Consider the following 22,666-nt stretch of genomic DNA (forward strand, 5'->3'; position numbering starts at 1 on the left):
GCGCCGAGGGTGCGGATCGGCATACGGCCTCAGTCCTCCTCGGCGTCCAGCTCTGCCAGCACCTCGTCGCTGACGTCGCCGTTGGCGTAGACGTTCTGGACGTCGTCGCAGTCCTCCAGCGCCTCGATGACCCGGAACATCTTCTTGGCCCCCTCCAGGTCCAGGGGCACCTCGACGCTGGGAAGGAACTGCTGGTCGGCGGAGTCGTAGTCGATGCCCGCGTCGACCAGGGCTGTGCGGACGGCGACCATGTCGGAGGCCTCGCTGACGATCTCGAAGGACTCCCCGATGTCGGTGACCTCCTCGGCGCCGGAGTCGAGCACCACCTCGAGGATGTCGTCCTCGGAGCGGCCCTCCTTGGCGACCAGGACCACGCCCTTGCGGTTGAACAGGTAGGACACCGAGCCGGAGTCGGCCATGCTGCCGCCGTTGCGGGTCAGCGCGGTGCGGACCTCCATCACGGCGCGGTTCTTGTTGTCGGTCAGGCACTCGATGAGCAGGGCGACACCACCGGGGGCGTAGCCCTCGTAGGTCAGCGCCTGCCAGTCCGCGCCGCCGGCCTCCGCGCCGGAGCCCCGCTTGACGGCCCGGTCGATGTTGTCGTTGGGGACGCTGGTCTTCTTGGCCTTCTGGATGGCGTCGTAGAGGGTCGGGTTCCCCGCCGGGTCACCACCGCCGGTCCGCGCCGCGACCTCGATGTTCTTGATCAGCTTGGCGAACAGCTTGCCGCGCTTGGCGTCGATCGCCGCCTTCTTGTGCTTGGTGGTCGCCCATTTGGAATGCCCGCTCATCGGTCTCCCTTGCTCCTGCTGGTGCTCGGTCCGGATCGGTGCCCGATGTTACCTGCCCGCACGATGTCGACGAACAACTCGTGCACGCGGGTGTCCGCCGTGACCTCCGGGTGGAAGGAGGTGGCCAACACCGCGCCCTGGCGGACCATGACCACCCGCTCGCTGCCCTCGTGGTGCACCGTGGACAGGACCTCCACGTCCGGACCGACCCGCTCGACCCAGGGTGCCCGGATGAACACGGCGCGCAACGGCCCCTCGGCGGCCCGCGGCAGCCCCGGGATCTCGAGATCGGCCTCGAAGGAGTCGACCTGCCGGCCGAAGGCGTTGCGCCGCACGGCGACGTCCAGTCCCCCGAGACACCGCTGGTCGGGCCGGCCGTCGAGCACCTGGGAGCCGAGCATGATCAGCCCCGCGCAGGAGCCGTAGGCGGGCATCCCCTCGCGCAGCCGTTGCCGCAACGGCTCCTCGAGCTCGAAGATCCGCAGCAGCCGGTCGATCGTGGTCGACTCACCACCGGGCAGCACCAGGCCGTCGACCGCGGCCAGCTCGGCGGGCCGGCGCACCGTGACCGCCTCGGCGCCCAGCGCGGTGAGGACCCTCAGGTGCTCGGCGACGTCGCCCTGGACGGCGAGGACCCCGATCCGCACGGGTGCGTCGGGCCGGTGGTCGGTATGCGGTGTGGCGGCGGGGGCGGTGTCGGGTCACCAGCCGCGCTCGGCGAGCCGGTGCGGCTGCGGGATCTCGTCGACGTTGATGCCGACCATGGCCTCGCCCAGGCCGCGGGAGACCTTGGCGATCACGTCGGGGTCGTCGTGGAAGGTGGTCGCCTTGACGATGGCCGCGGCGCGCTCCGCCGGGTTGCCGGCCTTGAAGATGCCCGAGCCGACGAAGACGCCCTCGGCGCCCAGCTGCATCATCATCGCGGCGTCGGCCGGGGTCGCGATGCCGCCGGCGGTGAACAGCACCACCGGCAGCCGTCCCTCGCGAGCGACCTCCCGCACCAGGTCGAACGGCGCCTGCAACTCCTTGGCGGCGACATACAGCTCGTCCTCCGACAGGCTGGTGAGCCGCCGGATCTCGGCGCGGATGGATCGCATGTGGGTGGTCGCGTTGGACACATCGCCGGTGCCGGCCTCGCCCTTGGAGCGGATCATCGCCGCGCCCTCGGTGATCCGGCGCAGCGCCTCGCCCAGGTTGGTGGCACCGCACACGAACGGCACGGTGAAGGCCCACTTGTCGATGTGGTTGGCGTAGTCGGCGGGGGTCAGCACCTCGGACTCGTCGATGTAGTCGACGCCGAGGGACTGAAGCACCTGCGCCTCGACGAAGTGCCCGATGCGGGCCTTGGCCATCACCGGGATGGAGACGGCCTCGATGATGCCGTCGATCATGTCGGGGTCGCTCATCCGGGAGACCCCGCCCTGGGCCCGGATGTCGGCCGGGACCCGCTCCAGGGCCATCACGGCGACGGCGCCGGCGTCCTCGGCGATCTTGGCCTGCTCGGGGGTGACCACGTCCATGATCACCCCGCCCTTAAGCATGTCGGCCATCCCCCGCTTGACCCGGGTGGTCCCGGCCTGGTGCTGGTTGGGGGCTTCGTTGCTGCTCATGCGCGTGACGTCCTTCGGTGACAGGGGGGTGATCGGGGTGGGTATGTCGTGGGGCGCGGGGGCCGCAGCCTCAGTCTACGGCGATGGGCGGCCAGGCATCCTCGAAGGTCACCGGTTGCGGCAGCTCCGCGTGCCCGGCGAGCCGGAACCAGCGGACGACCCAGCTGCCGCGCAGCGCCGCGACGTCGCGCACCGCCTCGTTGTGGAACCGGCGGGCGAGCTGCACCCGCACCCCGGCCCCGTGCAGCCGCTGCAGCGCCTCGGCGCCCGCCTCGTCGGCGGGACCCTCCAGCGTGCCCAGCGCCTCGGAGGCGGCCTGCAGCACCCCGGTGAGCTCGGCCTCGGCGGCCGCCCGCTCGGGGGTCCAGGCGCCGCTGGCCCCCATCACCTGGTTGGCGGCGGTGGCCAGCAGGGTGGAGGTGGCCGGGTCCAGGTGCATCCCGAGGGCGACCTCCAGGGTGGCGTCGGCACGGCGCACCAACTGGGCGTCCAGGGCCGCGGCGGTGGCCTGGATCCGGTGGTGCAGCCGGTCCAGCCGCACGGCGGTGTAGGACAGGAACCAGCCGACGGCCAGCACCAGGGCCAGCGCCAGCCCGGCATACATCAGGGCCTCGGTCACCGGGGACACCGTCATCGACGCCACCATCCTGTCCAGGGTCTCGGGCTGGGCTCGAGCGCGACCTGCGGCAGGTTGGTCGAGCGGACCGAGTCATAGACCGCGAGCACCTGCTCCCCCACCCGGGACCAGTCGAACATCCAGGCGCGGGCCGACCCGGCCTCGGCGATGCGTCGGCGGCGCTCCGGGTCGGACAACAGGCCGCAGACCTCCCGGGCCAGCCCCTCTGCGTCACCGACGGGGAAGGTCACCCCTGCCCGCCCGTGGTCCAGCACGGCCTCGAAGGCGTCCAGGTCCGAGGCCACGACCGGCGCACCGGCGGCCATCGCCTCGACCAGGATGATCCCGAAGCTCTCGCCTCCCGTATTGGGCGCCACGTAGACGTCGGCGCCGGAGAGCAGCGAGACCTTCTCCGCGTGGCTCAGGGATCCCAGGAACCGGGTGACCTTGGCGATCCGGTCGGGCAGGGCCCGCGCGGTCTCCGCCACGTCGCCCGGACCGGCGACCAGGATCTGGGCATCCGGGTGCTGCCGCAGGATCGCGGGGACGGCCCGGGTCAGCACCGACAGCCCCTTGCGGGGCTCCCCGAACCGGCCGAGGAAGACGATCCGGGGGCCCTCGGTGCGGGCTCCCCAGCGGCGGTGGTCGCCCGCCTCGGGCCGGAAGTCCTTGACGTAGACGCCGTTCGGGATGACCACGGTGGTGCCCCCGAGATGGGCGGTGACCGTCTGCCGGGCGGCTTCGGACACGGCGATCCGGGCCGAGAGCTTCTCCAGGCTGGGGCGCAGGATCGGGTTGGCCACCAGCATCGCGCGGGACTTCAGGGTGGCGGTGTGGAAGGTCGCGACCACCGGCCCCTGCGCGGCCCACAGCGCGAGGAGGGAGACGCTGGGTGCAGCCGGCTCGTGGATGTGCACGACGTCGAACTGGCCCTCCCCCAGCCACGCGTCGACCCGGGCGGAGGCCTGCGGCCCGAAGGCCAGCCGGGCCACCGACCCGTTGTAGCGGACCGGGACGGCGCTCCCGGCGCTGACCACGAAGTCGGGCAGCGCGGTGTCGCCCTCGGCGGGCGCCAGCACGCTGACCTGGTGCCCCCGCCGGATCAGCTCCATCGCCAGGTCCTTCACGTGCAGCTGGACCCCGCCGGGCACCGCGAAGGAGTACGGACTGACCAGACCGACCCTCACCGGGGGACCTCCGGACCGGTGGCCGGCTCCGGGACGAACACCCGCTGCATCATGTGCCAGTCCTCGGTGTGGGCACGCACGGCCCCGGTGAGGAAGTCGGCGCACTGCTGGGTGAGGTCCCGGACCTGCTCCTCCCGCTGCGCGGCGGAGTCCCGCGGGGTGAGCGCCGGGCCGAAGGTGATGACCAGCCGGTGACCCCCGGCCTCGGGGCGCGGTGCGGGGTCGGGCTCGTAGTGGGTGGTGACGGGATAGAGCGGCGCGCCGGTGGCCAGGGCCAGCGCCGCCGGGCCCGCCGCCATCTGGGCCGGCCGGTCGCAGAAGGTCACCTGGACCCCGGAGTCGGTGAGGTCCCGGTCGGCCAGCAGTGGGACGAATCCCCCCGCCCGCACCGTGCGGACCAGCTCCCGGAACGGCGACGCACCCCCGCTCAGGGGCAGGATCCGCATGCCGAGCCCCTCGCGGTAGCGGACGAACTCGTCATACAGCTCCTCGGGCCGCAACCGCTCGGCCACCGTGGTGACGGGAGCCAGGTGGTGGGTGGCCCAGGCCCCCGCCGTGTCCCAGTTGCCCAGGTGTCCGAGGAAGCAGACCGCGCCGGTGCCGGCCGCCAGCCCCGTCCTGACCGGGCCGTCGCCCTCGGCGCGCACCGTCCGGGCCAACTGGTCGGCCGTGCGGTCCTGCAGCCGGAAGGACTCGCACCAGTAGCGCAGGTAGGAGCGCAACCCCTCCCTGGTGAGTTCCTCCAGCGCGGCGTCGTCCAGCTCGGGGCGGACCCGGCGGTAGTTCTCCCGCATCCGGTCCACGCCCGTGCCGCCGCGTCGGTGCATCGCGGCCGCGATCCCGTCGAACAGCCGGTAGGCCGCAGCCGCGGGCAGCAGGCGGACCCCGCGCCAGCCGAGCCGGTAGGCGGTCAGCGACGCCGTGTCCGAGGCCCGCCCCGCCACCGCGCGACCGGCACCGACGGCGCCCACCGGGCTCACGGCATACCCACGCGGGTCTGTCGTCGGACCGTGCCGACCCGCTGGACCACGGTGACCAGGCTGGCCACCGTCAGCAGCGCCAGGACCGTGGTCAGCACCCACATCGGCAGGAACAGGCCCACCAGGCCGGTCGTGACCAGGACGGCGACCAGCCGGTCGGCGCGTTCGGCAATCCCCACGTCGGCGGTCAGCCCCAGGCCCTCGGCCCGCGCCTTGGCGTAGCTGGTGACGAAGCCGAGCACGAGGCAGGCCAGCGCGAGGGCGGCGGACAGGTCGTCGCGGCCGACCCCGGTGAAGTAGAGCACCAGCCCGCCGAAGACCGCGCCGTCGCCGAGCCGGTCCATGGTGGAGTCCAGGAACGCGCCCCAGGGACTGGTCCGGCCGGAGATCCGGGCCATCGTGCCGTCGATGAGGTCGGTGAAGACGAAACAGGTGATGAAGATCGTGCCCCAGAACAGCTCGCCGCGAGGGTAGAAGGCCAGGGCCCCCACGCACACCCCGAGGGTCCCGACCAGGGTCACGGCGTCGGGACTGACCCCCCACCGCAGCAGGATCCGGGCGATGGGGGTGAAGATGGCCGTGAAGAGCGCACGGGCGTAGCGGTTGAGCATGGCGAGGACAGCGTAACTGGGTGGTGGCGTGCTCAGGCGGTGGGCCACGCGGCCACGAGCCGGGTGCGGACGTCCTCGAGCAGCTGCGGCAGCGCCTTGGTCTGGGCGATGACCGGGAGGAAGTTGCTGTCCCCGCCCCAGCGCGGGACGACGTGTTGGTGCAGGTGGGCGGCGACGCCGGCCCCGGCGACCTGCCCCTGGTTCATCCCGATGTTGAACCCGGCCGGCCCCGAGGCCTCACCCAGCGCGGTGACCGCGGCCTTGGTCAGGGCGGTGAACTCCGTGGTCTCCTCGTCGGTCAGCTCCGTGTAGAGCGGCAGGTGCCGGTAGGGGCAGATCAGCAGGTGCCCGGGGTTGTAGGGGAACAGGTTGAGGACGACGTAGCAGTGCTCCCCCCGGTGCACGATGAGGCCCTCGCCGTCCTCCTTGCCCGGCGCGTCGCAGAACGGGCAGCCCTCCCCCGCCTGGCTCGGCGGCCGCTCCCCCTGGACGTAGACCATCCGGTGCGGCGTCCAGAGGCGTTCGAACCCGTCGGGAGCCCCCACGAAGTCGGCCGCGTCCTCGACCCGGTCCTCACCCTGCGCCATGCGGGCATCTTAGGCCCGGCGGAAGAAGTTGGGGGCGGAGGGACTTGCACCATCATGACCAACAGCGAGGACTACATCCAGCCGGCAGAGGGCTGGGTCAAGAAGCAACTCCATGCCATCGACGCGGCGGGGACGACCGACGCGGCGGACGTCTACGGGCGGCCGGTGGTCGTGGTGACCATGCGGGGCGCGCGCAGCGGTCTGCTGCGGCGGGTCCCGCTGATGCGGGTGGAGCACGAGGGCACCTATGCGGCGGTCGCCAGCAAGGGCGGCAGTCCGACCGACCCGGTGTGGGTGCACAACCTCACCGCGCACCCGCAGGTCGCGGTCCAGGACGGCACCGAGCATCACGCCGGGCTCGACGGTCCGCCTCGCCGAGGGGGCCGAGCGGGAGGAGTGGTGGGAGCGGTCGGTGGCCGCCTTCCCGCCGTACGCGGAGTACCAGGAGAAGACCGACCGGCAGATCCCGGTGTACCTGCTCGAGCCCGCCAAGACCGCCTGACGGCAGCCCGGCGCCCCCCAGGACCGCCTGACGGTGCGCCGCTCAGAGCGCGGTGACGACCTCGTCGAACTCCAACCGGGGAAGGCGCTGCATCCAGGCGTCCTCGGCCGGCTGCCCCAGGTTGACGACCACGAGCACCTCGTGCTCGCCGTCGGGGAAGAACTCGGCGTTGATGCCCGCGGCGTCGAAGCCGGTCATCGGTCCGGCAGCAAGGCCCGCCGCACGGGCACCGAGGATGAAGTAGCCGACCTGCAGGGCGCTGTTGAGCCGCGCCGCGCCCCGCCGGCCGTCCTCGTTCGCCTCGAACATGTCCTTCAGGCCCGCCGCGTGCGGGAAGGTGCGCGGCAGCTCCTCGTGGAAGGCGGTGTCCGCGGCCAGGATCGCCGTGAGCGGGGCCGCACCGGTCTTGGCCCGGTTGCCCTCGCCCAGGTGCGGCAGCAGGCGGGCACGCGACTCCGCGCTCTCCAGGAGCACCACCCGCAGCGGCTGGGCGTTCATCGCCGTCGGAGCCCACTTGATCAGGTCGTAGATGGCCTCGACCTGGGCGCGCGTCACCGGCTCGTCGGTGAAGGCGTTCGCGGTCCGCGCCTCGCGGAACAGCAGGTCCTGCGCCTGCGGGTCGAGGGCGATCAGGTCGGTGGCTGCGGCAGTGTCAACGGTCATGGTCATTTGAACGATCAACTACATCGAGGGATTCCGCCAGCGCGCTGTGGTCCCCCTCACAACGTGCCCGGCGGATATGTTGGCCAGCATGTACCCGACCCTGGGCGACCTGCTCGGCACGGACCTGCCGGTGCCGACGCACGAGTTCTTCGTGGGGTTGGGCGTGCTGGTCGCGCTCGCGGTCTTCGTGGTGCAGGCCAGGCACACCGGGCAGACCGACGAACGGCTGCTGTATGTCGTCACGGGCGCACTCTTCGGCGGCGCCGTGTTCATGCGGTTGGGGACGTGGCTGCAGGACGCCGACCTGCGCACGAACGCCACGCTGATGGAGCAGTGGGCGTTCGGCAACCGGAGCATCCTGGGCGGCCTGGTCGGGGCCTGGCTGGGCGTGCACATCGCCAAGCGGCTGTGCGGCTACCGCGCACGGACCGGGGACCTGTTCGCCCCGGCGGTGGCGCTCGGGATGGCCGTCGGCCGGTGGGGGTGCCTGCTCACCGAGCTGCCGGGGACCCCCAACCCGCTCGGCTTCGGCCCGGTCCTCGACGCGGCGACCGCGGAGCGTCTCGGCCCGCCTGCCGGGGTCGCCCTGCACCCCTCCTTCGGCTACGAGATCGCCTTCCACCTGGTCGCGTTCGCCGTCCTGTGGTCGGTGCTGCGGGACCGGCTGCCCGCCGGCGAGTCGTTCGTGCTCTACGTCGCGGCCTACGGCACCTTCCGGTTCCTGGTCGAGTTCGTCCGCGGCAACGAGGTCGTCTGGTGGGGGCTGACCCGCCCGCAACTGTTCCTGGGCCTGGTGCTGCCCCTGCTCCTGGCCCGGGTAGCGTGGCAGGCCCGCAGGGGCCGCTACACGTTGACCCCCCGACCTGGTCCGCAGCATCCGATGAGGAGTCTCTCGTGACACAGACCATCGGCCCCGGCGCCCGGCTGCGCGACTTCCGGGTGCACCGCTACGTCAACGCGTTCTGCCCCCACTGCCACGAGGAGGCGCCGGACCGCCCGCTGGAGGAGGTGCGCCGCCTGTCCGGGTGGCTGGCCGAGCGCGACGGCAGGGTCTTCCTGGAGCGCGGCTGTCCGGACCACGGGTTCGTGCGCACCCTGTATGACGAGTCGGCCGAGATCCTGCGCTACCTGGAGCAGTGGACGGCACCGACCAAGGAGCACACCGCGGACCTGAGCGGCAACTTCAAACCGGTCCCCTCGGCATACCTGGACGGCCTGCCGCAGATGCAGACCCAGCACACCTGCATCCTGCTGGAGGACATCACCGACCACTGCAACCTGCGCTGCCCGACGTGCTTCGCCGACTCCGCCCCCCAGCTGATGGCGACGGCGCCGCTGGAGGAGATCCTGGCCTCCATCGACACACGGCTGTCCCGCGAGCACAACCGGCTGGACGTGCTGATGCTCTCCGGTGGCGAGCCCACGCTGCACCCCCAGTTCGCCGAGCTCATCGAGGCTGCAGTGGCCCGCCCGATCGTGCGGATCCTGGTCAACAGCAACGGGCTGCGCATCGCCCAGGACGACGCGCTGCTCGCGCTGCTGGCGAAGCACCGCGAGCGGGTCGAGGTCTACCTGCAGTTCGACGGTCTGACCGCCCGGGCCTCGAAGCACCACCGGGCGGCCGACCTGCGCCGGTTCAAGGAGCGGGCCCTCGAGCGGTTGTCCGCGGCAGGGATCTTCACCACGCTCACGATGACCGCGGCCCTGGGCGTCAACGACGACGAGATCGGCGACGTGCTGGACCTGGGTCTGCGCACCCCCTACGTCGGCGGGGTCACCATCCAGCCCGTCTTCGGCTCCGGGCGGTCCACAGGCATCGACGCGATGGAGCGCCTCACCCACACGGGGGTGCTGGCGCGGCTGGGGCCGCAGACCGACGGGAGGGTCACCTGGCGCGACCTCACCGCCCTGCCGTGCTCGCACCCGCACTGCTGCTCCGTGGGTTACCTGCTGCGCGACGACGGCGGCGAGTGGCGGTCCCTGGTGTCCCTGATCGGCCCCGACCGGCTCAAGGAGTTCCTGGACCTGGAGCCGGACATGCTGGCCAACCGGATCGCCGACCAGGCCCTCCCGGCCCAGCTGAAGAGGGTCGTCAAGGACTCGATCCTGGACCTGCTCAGCGAGCAGTCCTCGCTGTCCCACCCCGACATCGGCAGCATCTGGCGGGACATCTGCACCCACTGCGACCTCGGGATCGGCACGCTGACCCAGCTGGCCTCCTCCTCCCTGCCCGGTGGTCAGAAGCGGCTGCGGGCGATGCTCGGCGAGCGGGTGCTACGGGTGACCGTCAAGCCATTCATGGACATCAACACGATGATCGAGGAGCGGCTCACCCAGTGCTGCGTGCACGTGGCCACGGTGCACGAGGACACCTCCCACCAGTGCGCGCCGTTCTGTGCCGTGCAGGCATGGGCGCCGCTGGCCCGGACCCGCATCTCCACCGCCACCGGTATGCCGGATGGTCGGGACAACCTGCTGCGCACCGGGGCGCTGTCGTGAGCGCCGCGCCTCCCCCCGTCACTCCCGGGATCCCGGGCTCGCCGGCATCGCACGCCGAGGCCGAGGCGGCGCCGTTCGACCCGTTGCGACTGTGCATCTTCGCCACGGTCGCGCTGCTCGGCTGGCTGGCGGGGCCATTCGCCCTGGCGCTCTTCGCCGGGCTCGGGTTCGTCGGCTACTGGCGCGCCCGCCGGGCCGGGCTCACCCGCTCCCGCTGCCTGTTGGGCGACACCCGGGTGGTGCTGGCCTACCTCGGGGTGCTGGTCGTCCTGGCCGGAATCGGCGTGTGGCTCGGGTCTCTGGTGGTGGTGACGTGACGAACTGCACGGTCAGGGCCCCGAGGACGAGGGACAGCCCAGGGACCCGTATGCCGCACCTCCCCCGGGCGGTCAGCCTCCCCCGGGTGGTGGGCAACCGCCGTACGGCCACCAGCAGCCCTACCGCGCAACCAGCAGCCCTACGGCCAGCAGGTCCCCTACGGTCAACAACCGCCGTACGGCCAGCAAGTCACCCGTACGGCCAGCAGTCCCCCGTACGGCCAGCAGTCCCCCTACGGCTCCCCCCATCCCCCGCAGCCGAAGAAGTCGGCCGTCCCGCTCTGGGTCGGGGCGGTGCTGGGGGTGGTCCTGGCCGTCGTGCTCACCCAGGCCTACTGGGTGCTGGACGACCTGGGCACCGTCGTGGCGCTGGCCGCGACTCCTCGCCGTGGTCGCGCTGACGGCCCTCCCGGCGACGCGCCGGTGGGGCAGTCGGCCTCTTCATGGGCCTGATGCTGTCGGTGCCGCTGGGCGATGATCGTGTTCGCCGGGCTGTGCGTGTACTGGATCGCCAACTACAACCCCGGCTGACCGCCGTCAGCGCGGCTGGGACCCGGACCTGCCGCACCTGCTCGACGCGGGCGCCGAGCGCATCCAGCACCGACGCGGGCACGGCGACGTCCTCGGCCAGCTCCAGGTCTGCCGGACCGTCGCCGGCGTCCTCGCGGACCCAGCGGGACGCCGTGGCCAGCAACGCGTGAGCGGCGCGCTCGGCCGGCCCGGTGGACACGGCATACAGCAGGACGACGCGGGGCCGCGGCGGCGGAGCCGACCCCGGCGGGCAGCGGGGCAGGCAAGCTGCACCATCAGCAGCCCGGCGTGCTCGCCGTCGCCCTCGGCGACCCAGGTCGGCAGCTGTGCCCACCCCCGCGACCAGGCGTCGGCGAACCGGTCGAAGTGGCCCGCCGGGTGCGGATCGCCCGGCCGCCCGCAGCGACTGGACGTGCAGCGCCGCAGCCAGCAGTCCCTCCTCGGGGGCCAGCCGCCGGACGACGACATCCTCGCTCACGGCCGACCTGCCCTGCTCAGACCTGGACCCGGTCCCGGACCGCGGCGACGATCTCGGCGACGGCGTCGGCGACCGGCACACCGTTCTTCTGCGACCCGTCGCGGTAGCGGAAGGACACGGCCCCGGCCGACCGGTCGTCCTCGCCGGCGATCAGCATGAACGGGACCTTGGACTTCTGGGCGGTCCGGATCTTCTTGGGGAACCGGTCGTCGGAGGTGTCCACCTCGACCCTGATCCCCTGCTCGCGCAACGTCGCCGCGACCTCGTGCAGATAGTCCTCGAAGGCCTCCGCGACGGGGATCGCGACCACCTGCACCGGCGCCAGCCACGGGGGGAAGGCACCGGCGTAGTGCTCGACGAGCACCCCGATGAAACGCTCGATGGAGCCGAACTTGGCCGAGTGGATCATGACCGGGCGCTGCCGGGTGCCGTCGGCGGCCTGGTACTCCAGCTCGAAGCCCTCGGGCTGGTTGAAGTCGTACTGGATGGTCGACATCTGCCAGGTGCGGCCGATCGCGTCGCGGGCCTGGACCGAGATCTTGGGGCCGTAGAACGCGGCCCCGCCCGGGTCGGGCACCAGCTCCAGGCCGGTCTCCCCCGCGACCTCCTCCAGCACCGCGATGGCCTGCTCCCACTGCTCCGGGGTGCCCTGGAACTTGTCCTTCTTCTCCCCCTCCATGTCCGGGGTGGACAGCTCCAGGTAGTAGTCGTCCAGCCCGAAGTCGCGCAGCAGCCCGAGGATGAAGGTCAGCAGGTGCCGGATCTCATCGGGCGCCTGCTCGGCGGTGACATAGGAGTGGGAGTCGTCCTGCGTCATCCCGCGCACCCGCGTCAGGCCGTGCACCACGCCGGACTTCTCGTAGCGGTAGACCGAGCCGAACTCGAACAACCGGATCGGCAGCTCGCGGTAGGACCGCCCGCGCGACCTGAAGATCAGGTTGTGCATCGGGCAGTTCATCGCCTTGAGGTAGTAGTTGCCGCCCTCGAGCTCCATGGGGGGAAACATCGTGTCCGCGTAGTACGGCAGGTGCCCGGAGGTGTGGAACAACCCCTCCTTGGTGATGTGCGGCGTGCCGACGTAGTCGAAGCCCTCCTCGATGTGCCGGCGCCGGACGTAGTCCTCCATCTCCCGCTTCAGCACGCCGCCCTTGGGGTGGAAGACCGGGAGACCGGAGCCCAGCTCGTCGGGGAAGGAGTAGAGGTCCAGCTCGGCGCCCAGCTTGCGGTGGTCGCGCCGCTCGGCCTCGGCGAGGCGGTCCAGGTATGCCGTGAGGTCGGGTTTGGTGGGCCACGCCGTCCCGTAGATGCGCTGCAGCTGGGGGTTCTTCTCACTGCCGCGCCAGTAGGCGGCGGCGCTGCGCATCACCTTGAAGGCGTTGCCGATGATCTTGGTGTTGGGCAGGTGCGGCCCCCGGCACAGGTCCCCCCAGACGACCTCACCGGTGCGGTCGAGGTTGTCGTAGATCGTCAGCTGGGCGCCGCCGACCTCGACCGAGGCACCCTCCGCAGCCTCGTCGGCGGCACCGCCCTTGAGACCGATGAGCTCCAGCTTGTAGGGCTCGCCGGCCAGTTCCTGCCGGGCCGCGTCGTCCTCCACCTCGCGCCGGGCGAAGGTCTGCCCGGAGTTGATGATCTTCTGCATCACCTTCTCGAGCTGCTTCAGGTCCTCGGGGGTGAACGGCTCGGCGACGTCGAAGTCGTAGTAGAAGCCGTCGCGGATCGGCGGGCCGATGCCCAGCTTGGCGTCCGGGTTGACCTGCTGGACGGCCTGGGCGAGCACGTGCGCGCAGGAGTGGCGCAGCACGTCCAGCCCGTCCGGGGAGTCGATGGTGACCGGCTCGACCGTCTCGCCGCCGGTGAGCACGTGGACGAGGTCGCGCAGTTCGCCGTCGACCCTGGCGACGACCACCGACCGGTCCCCCGCGAAGAGGTCGCCGGCCGTGGTGCCCGGGTCCACCGATCGCTCGTCTCCGGCGACGGTCACGGTGATCTGGGCGGACACGTGGGGCTCCTATCGGTCGGGTCGGGGTGCGAGTCGAAAGCGTACCTGTCAGCGCAGGAGCGACCAGCACAGCAGTGCCAGCCAGGCCCATCCGGTGAGGATCATGACCCGCTGCACCAGGCCGGTGAGCCGGTGGTCGGACTCCCACGCCTGGCCGAAGGCCAGGAACAGCACGACCAGTGCGGCGGCGACCCCGGCGGAGCCCCAGCGGCCCGGCCCGTCGAGGACGAAGGCGGCGACCACGGCGGCAGCGGGCAGCAGGCTGAAGACCGCCGCCCCCGCGTGGTCGTGCAGGTCGTGGGTGCGGCTGGTCCCCCCGGGCGTGCCATCCGGTGTCCCGGGCGGGTAGCCCCGCATCGGGTCCATGGGGAACACCCCGGACGCGACGAGCGCCAGGCCGAACAGCACGACCAGACCACCCAGCAGCACGCTGCCGGACCGGGTGGCGATGCCGATCCCCGAGAGCGCGATGAGCGCGCCGCAGAGCAGGAAGTTGGCGGTCTGCACCCACCCGCGGCTCCCCAGCGCGAGGGCGCTCACCGGGTGATAGGTCGGGCGGTATCCCGGCCGGGTCGCCCCGTCGACCAGGAAGGTCACGACGAACAGGGCTGTGCCCACGATCCCGCAGGCCAGGAGCACCGTCACGGTCCCGACGCTACAGGGCGGGGAGCCGGCCCGGCGGCAGGATCAGCGGGCGCTCCCGGCGCTGTGGTGACCGTGGTCGGCCTCGGCCCGCGTGCCGGGCGCCAACGCCTCCTGCAGCAGTTCGACCGGGTGCCAGGCCGAGCGCTCGGTGCCGTGGAAGATCTGCTCCCGGCAGGACGTGCCGGTGGCCGCGATCACGGTCTGCATGTCCTCGGCTTCGATGGCCGGGAACAGCCGGTCGGCACCGACCTGCATGGACAGGGCGTAGTGCTCCTTCTCGTAGCCGAAGGAGCCCGCCATACCGCAGCACCCGGCGTCGAGCTCGACGACCTCCACGCCCGGGATTCGGCGCAGCATGGCCACGGTCGCCGCGGTGCCGACCTCGGCCTTCTGGTGGCAGTGCCCGTGGTAGAGGATGCGACGCCCCGCCAGCCAGGAGTCCTGGGCCAGCTCGAGCCGACCGTCGTCGACCGCCTCGGTGAGCAGTTCCTCGACCTGCCGGACCCGGCCCGAGACGTCTGCCACGTTCGGGTCGTCGGGCAGCATCGAGGCGTGCTCGTCACGCAGCGTGAACAGGCAGGACGGCTCACACCCGACGATCGGTGACCCCGATGGGGTGTCCTGGGCGAGCGAGCGGGCCATCTCCCCGGCGCGCTTGGCCGCCTCGTCGACCAGCCCCTTGGACAGGGCCGAGCGACCGCAGCACCCGGTGGTCGCCAGCTGGACGTCCCACCCGGACTGCTGCAGCAGCCCGATCGCGGCTTGGCCGATGTGCGGCTCGGTGTAGGTGGTGAAGGAGTCGGCCAGGAAGTTCACGGTCCCCTGGGGGGCGGCGGCCGGCGCGGTGCTGCCGGCCTTGGCCTGGCGGGCGTACCAGCGCCGCAGGTTCTGGAACTCAAAGTGCGGCAGTGGCCGCTTGGCGGTGATCCCGAGGAAGCGTTCCATCCCGTCGCGGACCAGCGGAATCCGCACCGAGGCGTTGGCCAGCGGCGCGAAGGCCGAGCCGAGCCGGTTCAGTCCCCGGATCGAGCCGAACACCCTGGAGCGCAGGGGCACGCCGTGCTGGTCGTGGTAGTGCGACAGGGTCTCGCTCTTGAGCTTGGCCATGTCCACCCCGAGGGGGCACTCGGACTTGCACGCCTTGCACATCAGGCACAGGTCCAGGATCTCGTGCAACCGCTCGTCCCCGAGGGCCTGGGCCGGGTCCGGCTCCGACAGGGCCTTCACCAGGGCGTTCGCGCGGCCCCGGGTGGCGTGCTCCTCCTCGCGGGTCGCGATGTAGGAGGGGCACATCACGCCGGTGGTGCTCTTGCGGCACTGCCCGATGTTCATGCAGCGGTCGGCCGCCCCGCGCATCCCGCCCACGACGTCGAACTGCAGCCGGGTCCGCAGCGGCGGGGCAGGCGGCAGCGCCGCGTCCCGCAGGTGCTCGGTCATCTTCGGCGCGTCGACGATCTTGCCGGGGTTCATCCGGTTGTCGGGGTCGAAGAGGGCCTTGACCTCCCGCATCGCCTCGTACAGGTCGTCGCCGAACAGCTCCCGGTTGAACTCGCTGCGCGCCAGCCCGTCCCCGTGCTCGCTGGAGTTCACGCCGCCGTACTCGCGGACCAGGTCCTTGACCAGCTCGGCCACGATCCGCATCCGCTCGACCTCGTCGGGCCTGCTGAGGTCGACGAACGGGCGGATGTGCAGGCAGCCGACCGAGGCGTGGCCGTAGAACCCGGCCTTCATCCCGTACCGGTCCAGGATCTCGGCGAACCGGGCGGTGTAGGCCGCCAGGTGCTCCGGCGGGACGGCCGTGTCCTCCACGAAGGCCAGCGGTCGGTTGGTGCCCTCGCTGGCGGCCATCAGCAGCCCGAGGCTGGACTTGCGCACCTTGAGCAGCGCAGCCTGTTGGGCTGCGGTGACCAGCTGCAGGGTGTGGTAGCCGTGGCCGTGTTCCTCCCACAGCCGGGTGACCTCGTCGAGCTTGGGCTGGAGCTGGGCCACGTCGTCCCCGGTGAACGAGACGAACAGGAGGGCCCCGGGGTCGCCGACCAGGCTGTTCCCCAGGTCGGCGAACTCGATCTTGCGGCGGGACAGGTCCAGGATGGTCTTGTCCATCATCTCGACCTGGGCGGGCTCGCAGGACAGCGCGTCCACGGTGGCCTCGATGGCGTGCTGGGGGCTCTCGAAGTGCCCCACGGCATACACCGTATGCCGTGGCTTGGGCACCAGGCCGACCGTCGCCTCCGTGGTGATCACCAGGGTGCCCTCGGCGCCGACGACGAACGTGGCGAGGTCGAAGTCGCTGTCGTCGGCGAGCCGGTCCAGGCGGTAGCCGCCCGCCCGGCGCCAGAACGGCGGGAACCCGGTGGCGATCGACTCGGCGTGCGCCGCCACGATCTCCGGCAGGCCACGGTAGAGGCGGCCCTCCAGCGTGTCCGCCTCCGCCCGGCGTGCCCGCTCTGCCTCGTCGACCGGCTCGAAGACGGCCGTGGAGCCGTCGGAGAGCACCACGTCCATGCTCTGGACGTGGTCGATGGTCATCCCGAAGCGCAGCGACCCGCTGCCGGCGGAGTTGTTGCCCATCATTCCGCCGACGTTGGCGCGGTTGCTGGTGGAGGTGTCGGGGCCGAACATCAGCCCGAACGGGGCGGCCGCCCGGTTCAGGTCGTCCTGCACCACGCCCGGTTGGACGCGTGCCGTGCGGGCCTCGGGGTCCAGGTCGAGGATCTTGGACATGTGCCGGGAGAAGTCGAGCACGATCCCGGTGTTGATGGTCTGCCCGGCCAGGCTGGTCCCGGCCCCGCGGGGGGTCACGACCACCCCGAACTCGGCGGCGATGCGCACGGTGGCTGCCACGTCGTCGGTGTCGCGGGGGAAGACGACGCCGACCGGCATGATCGCGTACATGCTGGCGTCCCGGGAGAACAGGTGCCGGCTGTAGTCGTCGAACTGCACCTCCCCGCGCAGTTCCGCCTCGAGGCGGGCGGCGAGTTCGGCGTGGTCGCCGGTGACGGTCGTGGCTGGGGGCTGTCGTGGCGGTCAACGGACCGACCTCCTGGAGGGTCGCGGCTGTGGGGTGGGCGTCACTGCTGCTCGAGGACGGCCAGCGCCTGACCGAGCCCGCCCTCGTCGATCGGGACCCCGGCGAGCTTCAGCCCCATCTGCACTCCGCTGAGGGTGCCCGCCAGCGTCAGGTCGTTGAAGTGGCCCAGGTGGCCGATGCGGAAGACCGTGCCGGCCAGCTTGCCGAGCCCGGCGCCCAGGGACATGTCGAACCGGTCCAGGATGATGCGGCGCACCTGGTCGGCGTCATAACCATCCGGGAGCAGGATGGCGGTCAGGGAGCCGGAGTACTCCCGCTCGTCCAGGCACAACACCTCCAGGCCCCAGCCCTGCACGGCGGCCCGGGTCGCGGCGGCGTGCCGCTGGTGACGGGCGAAGACCTCGGGCAGGCCCTCCTCCTGCAGCATCCGCAGCGCCACCTCGAGCCCGTAGAGCAGGTTGGTGGAGGGGGTGTAGGGCCAGAACCCACGGGTGTTGGCCTCCAGGATCGGGGTCCAGTCCCAGAAGGAGCGCGCCAGGCCGGCGGTCTCGTGGGCCCGGAGTGCCTTGTCGCTGATGGCGTTGAAGCTCAGCCCCGGGGGCAGCATCAGGCCCTTCTGCGAGCCGGACACGGTGACGTCCACCCCCCACTCGTCGTGGCGGTAGTCGATCGAGCCCAGGGAGGAGATGGTGTCGACCAGGAGCAGGGCCGGGTGGTCCGCCGCATCCATCGCGGCCCGGACCTCCCCGATCCGGCTGGTGACCCCGGTCGAGGTCTCGTTGTGCACGCAGCACACGGCCTTGATGTCGTGACCGGTGTCGGCCGTCAGGCGCTCCTGCACGACGGCCGGGTCGACGCCGTGCCGCCAGTCGCCGGGGACAAAGTCCACCTGGAGCCCGAGCCGGGTGGCCATCTCCTGCCAGAGGGTCGCGAAGTGGCCCGTCTCGAAGCACAGCACCCGGTCCCCCGGGCTCAGCGTGTTGACCAGCGCAGCCTCCCAGGCACCGGTGCCCGAGGCCGGGTAGATGACGACCGGGTTGCTGGTGCCGAAGACCGGCTTCACCGCCTCCAGGACGCGGGTGCCCAGCTGTTGAAACTCCGGCCCCCGGTGGTCAATCGTCGACTGGGAGATGGCGCGGAGCACCTCGTCGGGACAGTTGGTGGGCCCCGGGATCTGCAGGAAGTGCCGTCCGGTGTGCGTCATGGGATGTCACCTTCGCTCGGCCGCCACGGTCGCCGGCGGTCGGCGCAGAGGCGGTGCTGACTCGTCCGCCCAGTCTCACACCGACGAGGGACGCGTGGGGCCGTTTGGTTATGCCTGTCAGTGCTGGGGGTCAGCACCACCTGCCCGCGGCGTGTCGGCCCTATGCCTGTCAGTGCTGCGGGTCAGCACCCACAGCCACGGGTGCCGAGGCCCACTGCGGACCCTTGGGCTAGCCTCCCGGGGTGGAATTGCACCAGTTGCGCTACGTCCTCGCCGTTGCCGAGACCGGCAGCTTCTCGCGCGCTGCCGAGCGCTTGTACGTCGTGCAGTCCAACGTCAGCGCCCAGGTCCGCAAGCTGGAGCGAGAGCTGGGGGTGGAGCTCTTTGAGCGCAGGCCGCACGAGGTCGTCCCCACCGCCTTCGGCGAGGCGTTCCTGCCCGGGATCCGCGCCTCCCTGGAGACCCTCGAGGAGGCCCGCTCCTCCCTGGACGCGCTGCGGGGGCTGACCGCGGGAAACGCCCAGCTTGGAGTCCTGGGCACGGTCGGGAACTGGCTCATGCCGGCCGTGACCAGCGAGTTTCTGGACACCTACCCGGGTGTGGAGTTGTGGATCACCGAGGAGCCCAGCTCGATCCTGGGCGGGATGGTGCTGTCCGGCGACATCCCCCAGGCGCTCATGATCCTGCCGCGCAGCCTGCCCCAGCAACTGGTCGCCGAGCCCCTCTTCGAGGAGGAGCTCGTGGCCCTCGTGCCGGCAGGACATCCCCTGTGCGGCAGCGAATCAGCACCCCTCACCGCCTTCGCGGAGGAGGACGTCCTACTGCCGGAGGCCGGCAACCAGCTGCGGGACATGCTCAACGATGCCTGCGCCGAGGCGGGGTTCCACCCGAGGACCCGCGTCGAGGTCGGCAAGAAGCAGCTGGCCCGCGAGCTCGCGGTCGCTGGCGTGGCCACGGCCTTCATGCCCGCGCTCACCGCACTGCATGACGTGGCGCGGGAACCGGAGCGGGTCGTCCGCCTCACCGCGCCGTCCGTGGTGCGCTCGGTGGGTCTCGTGCGGCACCAGCGCACGACGCTGTCACCGGCAGACGCCGCCCTCGCCGAGACCATCAGGACGACCCTGCCCGACCACCTCCGGGCCGCGCTGGCAGCCGCAATACACCCGGCGGACGGGAAGCGTCAACCCCTCGCCCGGGCTCACAGCAGCCCGGACGGCTAACCCAGCGCCCAGGGCCTTAACGGCCCGGTTTGGCCACTTGACGGGGCCCGTAGCCCGAAGCAGTATCGCTGACCTAGCGAGTCTTGGATTCCACTAAGTGGAATGTTCCTTCTCGGTGGCAACGTCGCCGCCCGTGGGCTCGCGTCAGCCGTCCAGCGCGTGGTGATGGAGTTCTCTGCTCGGCTGGGAGTCCTATTCAAAGGAGAAGTCGTGGACATAGTGGTCACCGAGAGCGTGCCCCTCACGTTGATCGGATTTGCCGCCGTCATCGTGGTGCTGTTCTTCTTGATCGCCAAGTATCGATGGCACGTCTTCATCGCCCTGTTGCTGCCCATCGTCCTCTTCGCCTTCCTCCCCGGGGTGGACCGCGGCGCGTTCGTCGAGGCGTTCACCGTCGGATTCGGCGGGACGATTCAGTCCATTGCCGTCGTCATCGTGCTGGGTTCACTGATCGCCGAGCTCCTGAAGAGATCCGGTGGGGTGGAACGCATCACCGACTCCATGATCAAGTTCGTGGGGCGACGCCGGATGCCACTCGCGCTCACGTTGGCCGGATTCATCATCGGCATCGCGATCTTCTCCGACGTGGGCTACGTCATCCTCAACCCGCTCGTGCACGGAGCGGCCATCGCGAGCGGCAGCACCATGGGTGTGATGGCCACGGGCCTCGTCGGCGCCATGCAGACCACACACGCGATGGTGCCTCCCACGCCCGGCCCATTGGCAGCAGCTGCGCTGGTCGGCGCCGACCTGGGCACCGTGATCCTGATCGGCTCGGTGATCACGCTGGCGGCCTCGATTGCCGGGTGGGGCTACGCGATGCTCATTGGCAAGCGGGTGCCCTCCCCGCCGTCGAAGGAGTTCCTCGGGGAGTCCTTCGTCGACAAGGGCCAGAAGCTCCCGCCGCTGGGGATGTCGTATGCCCCGATCCTGGTGCCGCTCCTCCTGATCGCCGTCGGCAGCATCGCCAACCTGACCGTGGAGGAAGGCACCACGGCCCACCAGCTCCTGACGTTCATCAGCTGGCCCGTCTTTGCCCTGGGCGTGGGCGTCGTCATCGCCTACATCCTGTCCGTCAAGATGACGGGCAAGGAGGACTCGGCCGACCGGCGCGACGCCTGGGTCGAGGAGGCCCTGCGCGGCTCCGCCATGATCATCATGGTGACCGGATTGGGTGGCTCGCTGAGTGAGATCCTGAAGGGCACCCCGGCTGTGGACGTCATCGCCGATGGGGTGGCGAGCACCGGTCTGCCGATCATCTTCCTGCCCTTCGTGCTCGGGATCGTCGGCAACATCATCACCGGCTCCACCACGGTGGGAGTCATCACCGCGGCCTCCATCACGGCTCCGCTGCTCGGGCAGGTCGACCTCTCCCCCGAGGCAGCGATGCTGGCCGCGGCCGCTGGGTCGATCATCATCAAGTACGTGAACTCCAGCTACTTCTGGGTCTGCACCTCACTGTCCCGGATGCCCCTGCGATCGGCACTGATCTGCTACGGCGGGGTGACGCTGGTCAACGGTGTGGCTGCGATGCTGGGAGTCCTCGCCTTCTGGGGTGCCGGAATCATCTGACCCGGTTCCTTGAGCGCTCTGTCTTGGGCGTGGAGTGCCTACTCGAACGGGAAGCACCGCTTCAGACCCTGCACGTACCAACTACCGTCAGCGTGAGGCTCAAGTCGGAACTCGTACAGGACCCGGTCCTCGTGGTTCAGTCGGCGCCACAGTGCGTCGGAGACCTTGAGATCGCGCGTCTCCTCCGACGTCAGGCCCTGCGCGCCAGCGAAGTTCTGCACCGCGATCTGCGGGTCAGGATCCGACCCCGGTGGGCCAGTCGGCGCCTCCTCCATCGCGCTCTCCGCGTCCTCATAGAGCTCACAATCGAGGGTCGGAATAGACGAGCCCGACGGACTCGCCTCGGCATCCGACGGAGCGGAGTCGCCGCATCCACCAAGGAGCACGAGGCCTGCCACCAACAACGTCCAGGCGGAACCCCTCACCGACGGGAACGCACCGGTGTCGCTCGACAGGTTGCCCATCTCCATCACTCCTCCGCGGAGGTCGGGTGTCAGCTACTTGGCTTGGACGCAACGAACTGACAACGGGTTGCCCCGCCCGGTGATTGTCCCGCGGAAAGTTTTCGGGCTCTTCGCATTTAGGGGTGTAGTTGGGGTCTGAACCCGCCGGCCTCGAGCAGTGCGCGGGCGATGTAGTTGGTCAGGTTGCGGAACCCGAGGGCCGAGCCACGCAGGTGCTCAAGTCGACCGTTGATCGCTTCGGTGGGCCCGTTGCTGGTGCGCGGCCGGTCGAAGTAGGTCAGGACGTCCTCGGCGCGGCGAGACAGGGTCCGCCCGAGCCGACGCAGCTCGGCCAGACCGGGCGGGACGCCTTGGCGGACGGCGTCGATCACCGACCGCATCTGCTCGACGGCCCTGGCGGCGGATCGGGGTGCGCGGTAGGCGGCGACCATCCGCTGGTAGATGCCCCAGGTCGCCTCGACCGCGACGTGCTGCTCGACGGCGAAGAGCGCCTCCAGGCGCGCGGTGCTGCTTGTCGGTGAGCAGGTCGGCGCCGGTGTGCAGGGTCCGCCGGGCGGAGTACAGCGGGTCGCTCTTGCGGCCTCGGTGCCCGCAGGTCTCCTGCTGGACTCGGCGACGACAGTCTCGTCCATCGCCTCCCCGGCCAGCAGGACTACGTGAAACGGATCCATCACCGCTGACCGCCTCGGGCAGCTCTTCGGTGGTGGCGGTCTTGAAGCCACTGAAACCATCCATGGCCACCACCTGCACCCCGTCGCGCCAGGTCTGGTCCCGCTCGTCCAGCCAGGTCTTGAACGCTTTCTTGCGAGCGGCCCTCGACCATGTCCAGCAGCCGCGCCGGCCCGGTCCCGTCACGGACCGGGGTCAGGTCGATGATCACCGTGATGAACTTGTCGCCCGCGACGGGTGTGACGCCAACAATGCTCATCGACCCCGAGGACCTCGACCCCGTCCAGACGGTGCCGGATCGTCGATCAGCAGCCGCGTGCCCTTCGGCCAGGACAGCATCGTTGGCGGTGTGCCACGCCACGCCCAGCCCCTCGGCGACGCGAGCCATGGACAGGTGCTGCGACCACGATGCCGACCAGGGCCCAGGCGCAGCCCGCCCCGGGAGATCTTCGCCCGTGGCGTCGGCCGCGGCGGTGGTGTCCTGGCG

The 22,666-nt window shown here is 71.0% G+C and carries 22 protein-coding genes and 1 pseudogene; 7 read left to right on the forward strand and 16 right to left on the reverse strand.

Annotation, left to right across the window (positions count from 1 at the left end; translation table 11 throughout):
- Nucleotides 1-29: 29 nt before the first annotated feature.
- The 8 genes from AC1QRC_RS13130 to AC1QRC_RS13165 all read right to left on the reverse strand — a co-directional run bounded on the left by AC1QRC_RS13130 (nt 30) and on the right by AC1QRC_RS13165 (nt 6,382).
- Entirely contained in the window at nt 30-791 is a 762-nt protein-coding gene (locus AC1QRC_RS13130; RefSeq protein WP_484203737.1) for a YebC/PmpR family DNA-binding transcriptional regulator, read from the reverse strand.
- The gene (gene pdxT, locus AC1QRC_RS13135; protein ID WP_484203738.1) at nt 788-1,438 is read right to left on the reverse strand and encodes a pyridoxal 5'-phosphate synthase glutaminase subunit PdxT; all 651 of its coding nucleotides are present in this window, start codon (nt 1,436-1,438) and stop codon (nt 788-790) included. The genes AC1QRC_RS13130 and pdxT overlap by 4 nt, the downstream gene beginning before the upstream one ends.
- Nucleotides 1,439-1,492: 54 nt before the next feature.
- Entirely contained in the window at nt 1,493-2,401 is a 909-nt protein-coding gene (gene pdxS / locus AC1QRC_RS13140; RefSeq protein ID WP_484203739.1) for a pyridoxal 5'-phosphate synthase lyase subunit PdxS, read from the reverse strand.
- Between the two features lie 70 nt (nt 2,402-2,471).
- Nucleotides 2,472-3,035, reverse strand: coding sequence for a LemA family protein (locus tag AC1QRC_RS13145; protein ID WP_484203740.1), 564 nt, complete (start codon nt 3,033-3,035; stop codon nt 2,472-2,474).
- Complete coding sequence (locus AC1QRC_RS13150) at nt 3,032-4,204, reverse strand: glycosyltransferase family 4 protein (protein ID WP_484203741.1); 1,173 nt, start codon at nt 4,202-4,204, stop codon at nt 3,032-3,034. The genes AC1QRC_RS13145 and AC1QRC_RS13150 overlap by 4 nt, the downstream gene beginning before the upstream one ends.
- Nucleotides 4,201-5,175, reverse strand: coding sequence for a phosphatidylinositol mannoside acyltransferase (locus tag AC1QRC_RS13155; RefSeq protein WP_484203742.1), 975 nt, complete (start codon nt 5,173-5,175; stop codon nt 4,201-4,203). The genes AC1QRC_RS13150 and AC1QRC_RS13155 overlap by 4 nt, the downstream gene beginning before the upstream one ends.
- Before the next feature lie 5 nt (nt 5,176-5,180).
- Nucleotides 5,181-5,795, reverse strand: a complete 615-nt coding sequence (pgsA, locus tag AC1QRC_RS13160; protein WP_484203743.1) for a phosphatidylinositol phosphate synthase — start codon at nt 5,793-5,795, stop codon at nt 5,181-5,183.
- Between the two features lie 32 nt (nt 5,796-5,827).
- Nucleotides 5,828-6,382, reverse strand: coding sequence for an HIT family protein (locus AC1QRC_RS13165; protein WP_484203744.1), 555 nt, complete (start codon nt 6,380-6,382; stop codon nt 5,828-5,830).
- A gap of 54 nt (nt 6,383-6,436) precedes the next feature.
- Here AC1QRC_RS13165 and AC1QRC_RS13170 point away from each other — a divergent pair, with 54 nt between their 5' ends.
- Nucleotides 6,437-6,940: a nitroreductase/quinone reductase family protein gene (locus AC1QRC_RS13170; RefSeq protein ID WP_484203745.1), complete on the forward strand. Its 504-nt coding sequence runs from the start codon at nt 6,437-6,439 to the stop codon at nt 6,938-6,940.
- Here the strand turns inward: AC1QRC_RS13170 and AC1QRC_RS13175 are convergent.
- Nucleotides 6,927-7,547, reverse strand: a complete 621-nt coding sequence (locus tag AC1QRC_RS13175; RefSeq protein ID WP_484203746.1) for a malonic semialdehyde reductase — start codon at nt 7,545-7,547, stop codon at nt 6,927-6,929. The two genes, AC1QRC_RS13170 and AC1QRC_RS13175, sit on opposite strands and share 14 nt — an antisense overlap.
- A gap of 88 nt (nt 7,548-7,635) precedes the next feature.
- Between AC1QRC_RS13175 and AC1QRC_RS13180 the strand changes: the two genes are divergently transcribed.
- From AC1QRC_RS13180 to AC1QRC_RS13195, 4 genes are all read left to right on the forward strand, one after another.
- Nucleotides 7,636-8,445, forward strand: a complete 810-nt coding sequence (locus AC1QRC_RS13180) for a prolipoprotein diacylglyceryl transferase (protein WP_484203747.1) — start codon at nt 7,636-7,638, stop codon at nt 8,443-8,445.
- Complete coding sequence (locus tag AC1QRC_RS13185) at nt 8,442-10,046, forward strand: radical SAM protein (protein WP_484203748.1); 1,605 nt, start codon at nt 8,442-8,444, stop codon at nt 10,044-10,046. Before AC1QRC_RS13180 ends, AC1QRC_RS13185 begins: the two co-directional genes overlap by 4 nt.
- Nucleotides 10,043-10,363 carry a hypothetical protein gene (locus AC1QRC_RS13190; protein WP_484203749.1) on the forward strand — a complete coding sequence of 107 codons (321 nt, stop codon included), beginning with the start codon at nt 10,043-10,045 and terminating at the stop codon, nt 10,361-10,363. Before AC1QRC_RS13185 ends, AC1QRC_RS13190 begins: the two co-directional genes overlap by 4 nt.
- A 294-nt stretch (nt 10,364-10,657) precedes the next feature.
- Nucleotides 10,658-10,816, forward strand: coding sequence for a hypothetical protein (locus AC1QRC_RS13195; RefSeq protein ID WP_484203750.1), 159 nt, complete (start codon nt 10,658-10,660; stop codon nt 10,814-10,816).
- Nucleotides 10,817-11,388: 572 nt separating this feature from the next.
- Here the strand turns inward: AC1QRC_RS13195 and thrS are convergent.
- The 4 genes from thrS to AC1QRC_RS13215 form a co-directional block, all read right to left on the reverse strand.
- The gene (thrS, locus tag AC1QRC_RS13200; RefSeq protein ID WP_484203751.1) at nt 11,389-13,374 is read right to left on the reverse strand and encodes a threonine--tRNA ligase; all 1,986 of its coding nucleotides are present in this window, start codon (nt 13,372-13,374) and stop codon (nt 11,389-11,391) included.
- Nucleotides 13,375-13,422: 48 nt separating this feature from the next.
- Entirely contained in the window at nt 13,423-14,019 is a 597-nt protein-coding gene (locus tag AC1QRC_RS13205) for a DUF998 domain-containing protein (RefSeq protein ID WP_484203752.1), read from the reverse strand.
- Between the two features lie 42 nt (nt 14,020-14,061).
- Nucleotides 14,062-16,962 (reverse strand): FAD-binding and (Fe-S)-binding domain-containing protein, encoded by a 2,901-nt coding sequence (locus tag AC1QRC_RS13210; protein ID WP_484203753.1) that lies wholly within the window; start codon nt 16,960-16,962, stop codon nt 14,062-14,064.
- Between the two features lie 128 nt (nt 16,963-17,090).
- A complete protein-coding gene (locus AC1QRC_RS13215; protein ID WP_484203754.1) occupies nt 17,091-18,254 on the reverse strand; it encodes a pyridoxal-phosphate-dependent aminotransferase family protein in 1,164 nt (387 codons plus the stop codon).
- A gap of 242 nt (nt 18,255-18,496) precedes the next feature.
- Between AC1QRC_RS13215 and AC1QRC_RS13220 the strand changes: the two genes are divergently transcribed.
- Both AC1QRC_RS13220 and AC1QRC_RS13225 read left to right on the forward strand, forming a co-directional pair.
- Complete coding sequence (locus tag AC1QRC_RS13220; protein WP_484203755.1) at nt 18,497-19,474, forward strand: LysR family transcriptional regulator; 978 nt, start codon at nt 18,497-18,499, stop codon at nt 19,472-19,474.
- Between the two features lie 210 nt (nt 19,475-19,684).
- Nucleotides 19,685-21,046 (forward strand): GntP family permease, encoded by a 1,362-nt coding sequence (locus AC1QRC_RS13225; RefSeq protein ID WP_484203756.1) that lies wholly within the window; start codon nt 19,685-19,687, stop codon nt 21,044-21,046.
- A 38-nt stretch (nt 21,047-21,084) separates the two neighbouring features.
- On the opposite strand, the gene AC1QRC_RS13230 is transcribed toward AC1QRC_RS13225, so the two are convergent.
- The 3 genes and pseudogenes from AC1QRC_RS13230 to AC1QRC_RS13240 all read right to left on the reverse strand — a co-directional run.
- Nucleotides 21,085-21,516 (reverse strand): hypothetical protein, encoded by a 432-nt coding sequence (locus AC1QRC_RS13230; protein ID WP_484203757.1) that lies wholly within the window; start codon nt 21,514-21,516, stop codon nt 21,085-21,087.
- Between the two features lie 110 nt (nt 21,517-21,626).
- Nucleotides 21,627-22,241: an ISL3 family transposase gene (locus AC1QRC_RS13235; RefSeq protein WP_484203758.1), complete on the reverse strand. Its 615-nt coding sequence runs from the start codon at nt 22,239-22,241 to the stop codon at nt 21,627-21,629.
- 7 nt (nt 22,242-22,248) lie between these two features.
- A pseudogene (locus AC1QRC_RS13240) lies at nt 22,249-22,365 on the reverse strand (hypothetical protein); the annotation flags it as partial.
- Between the last annotated feature and the right edge of the window lie 301 nt (nt 22,366-22,666).

Source organism: Ornithinicoccus sp., from assembly GCF_057176825.1.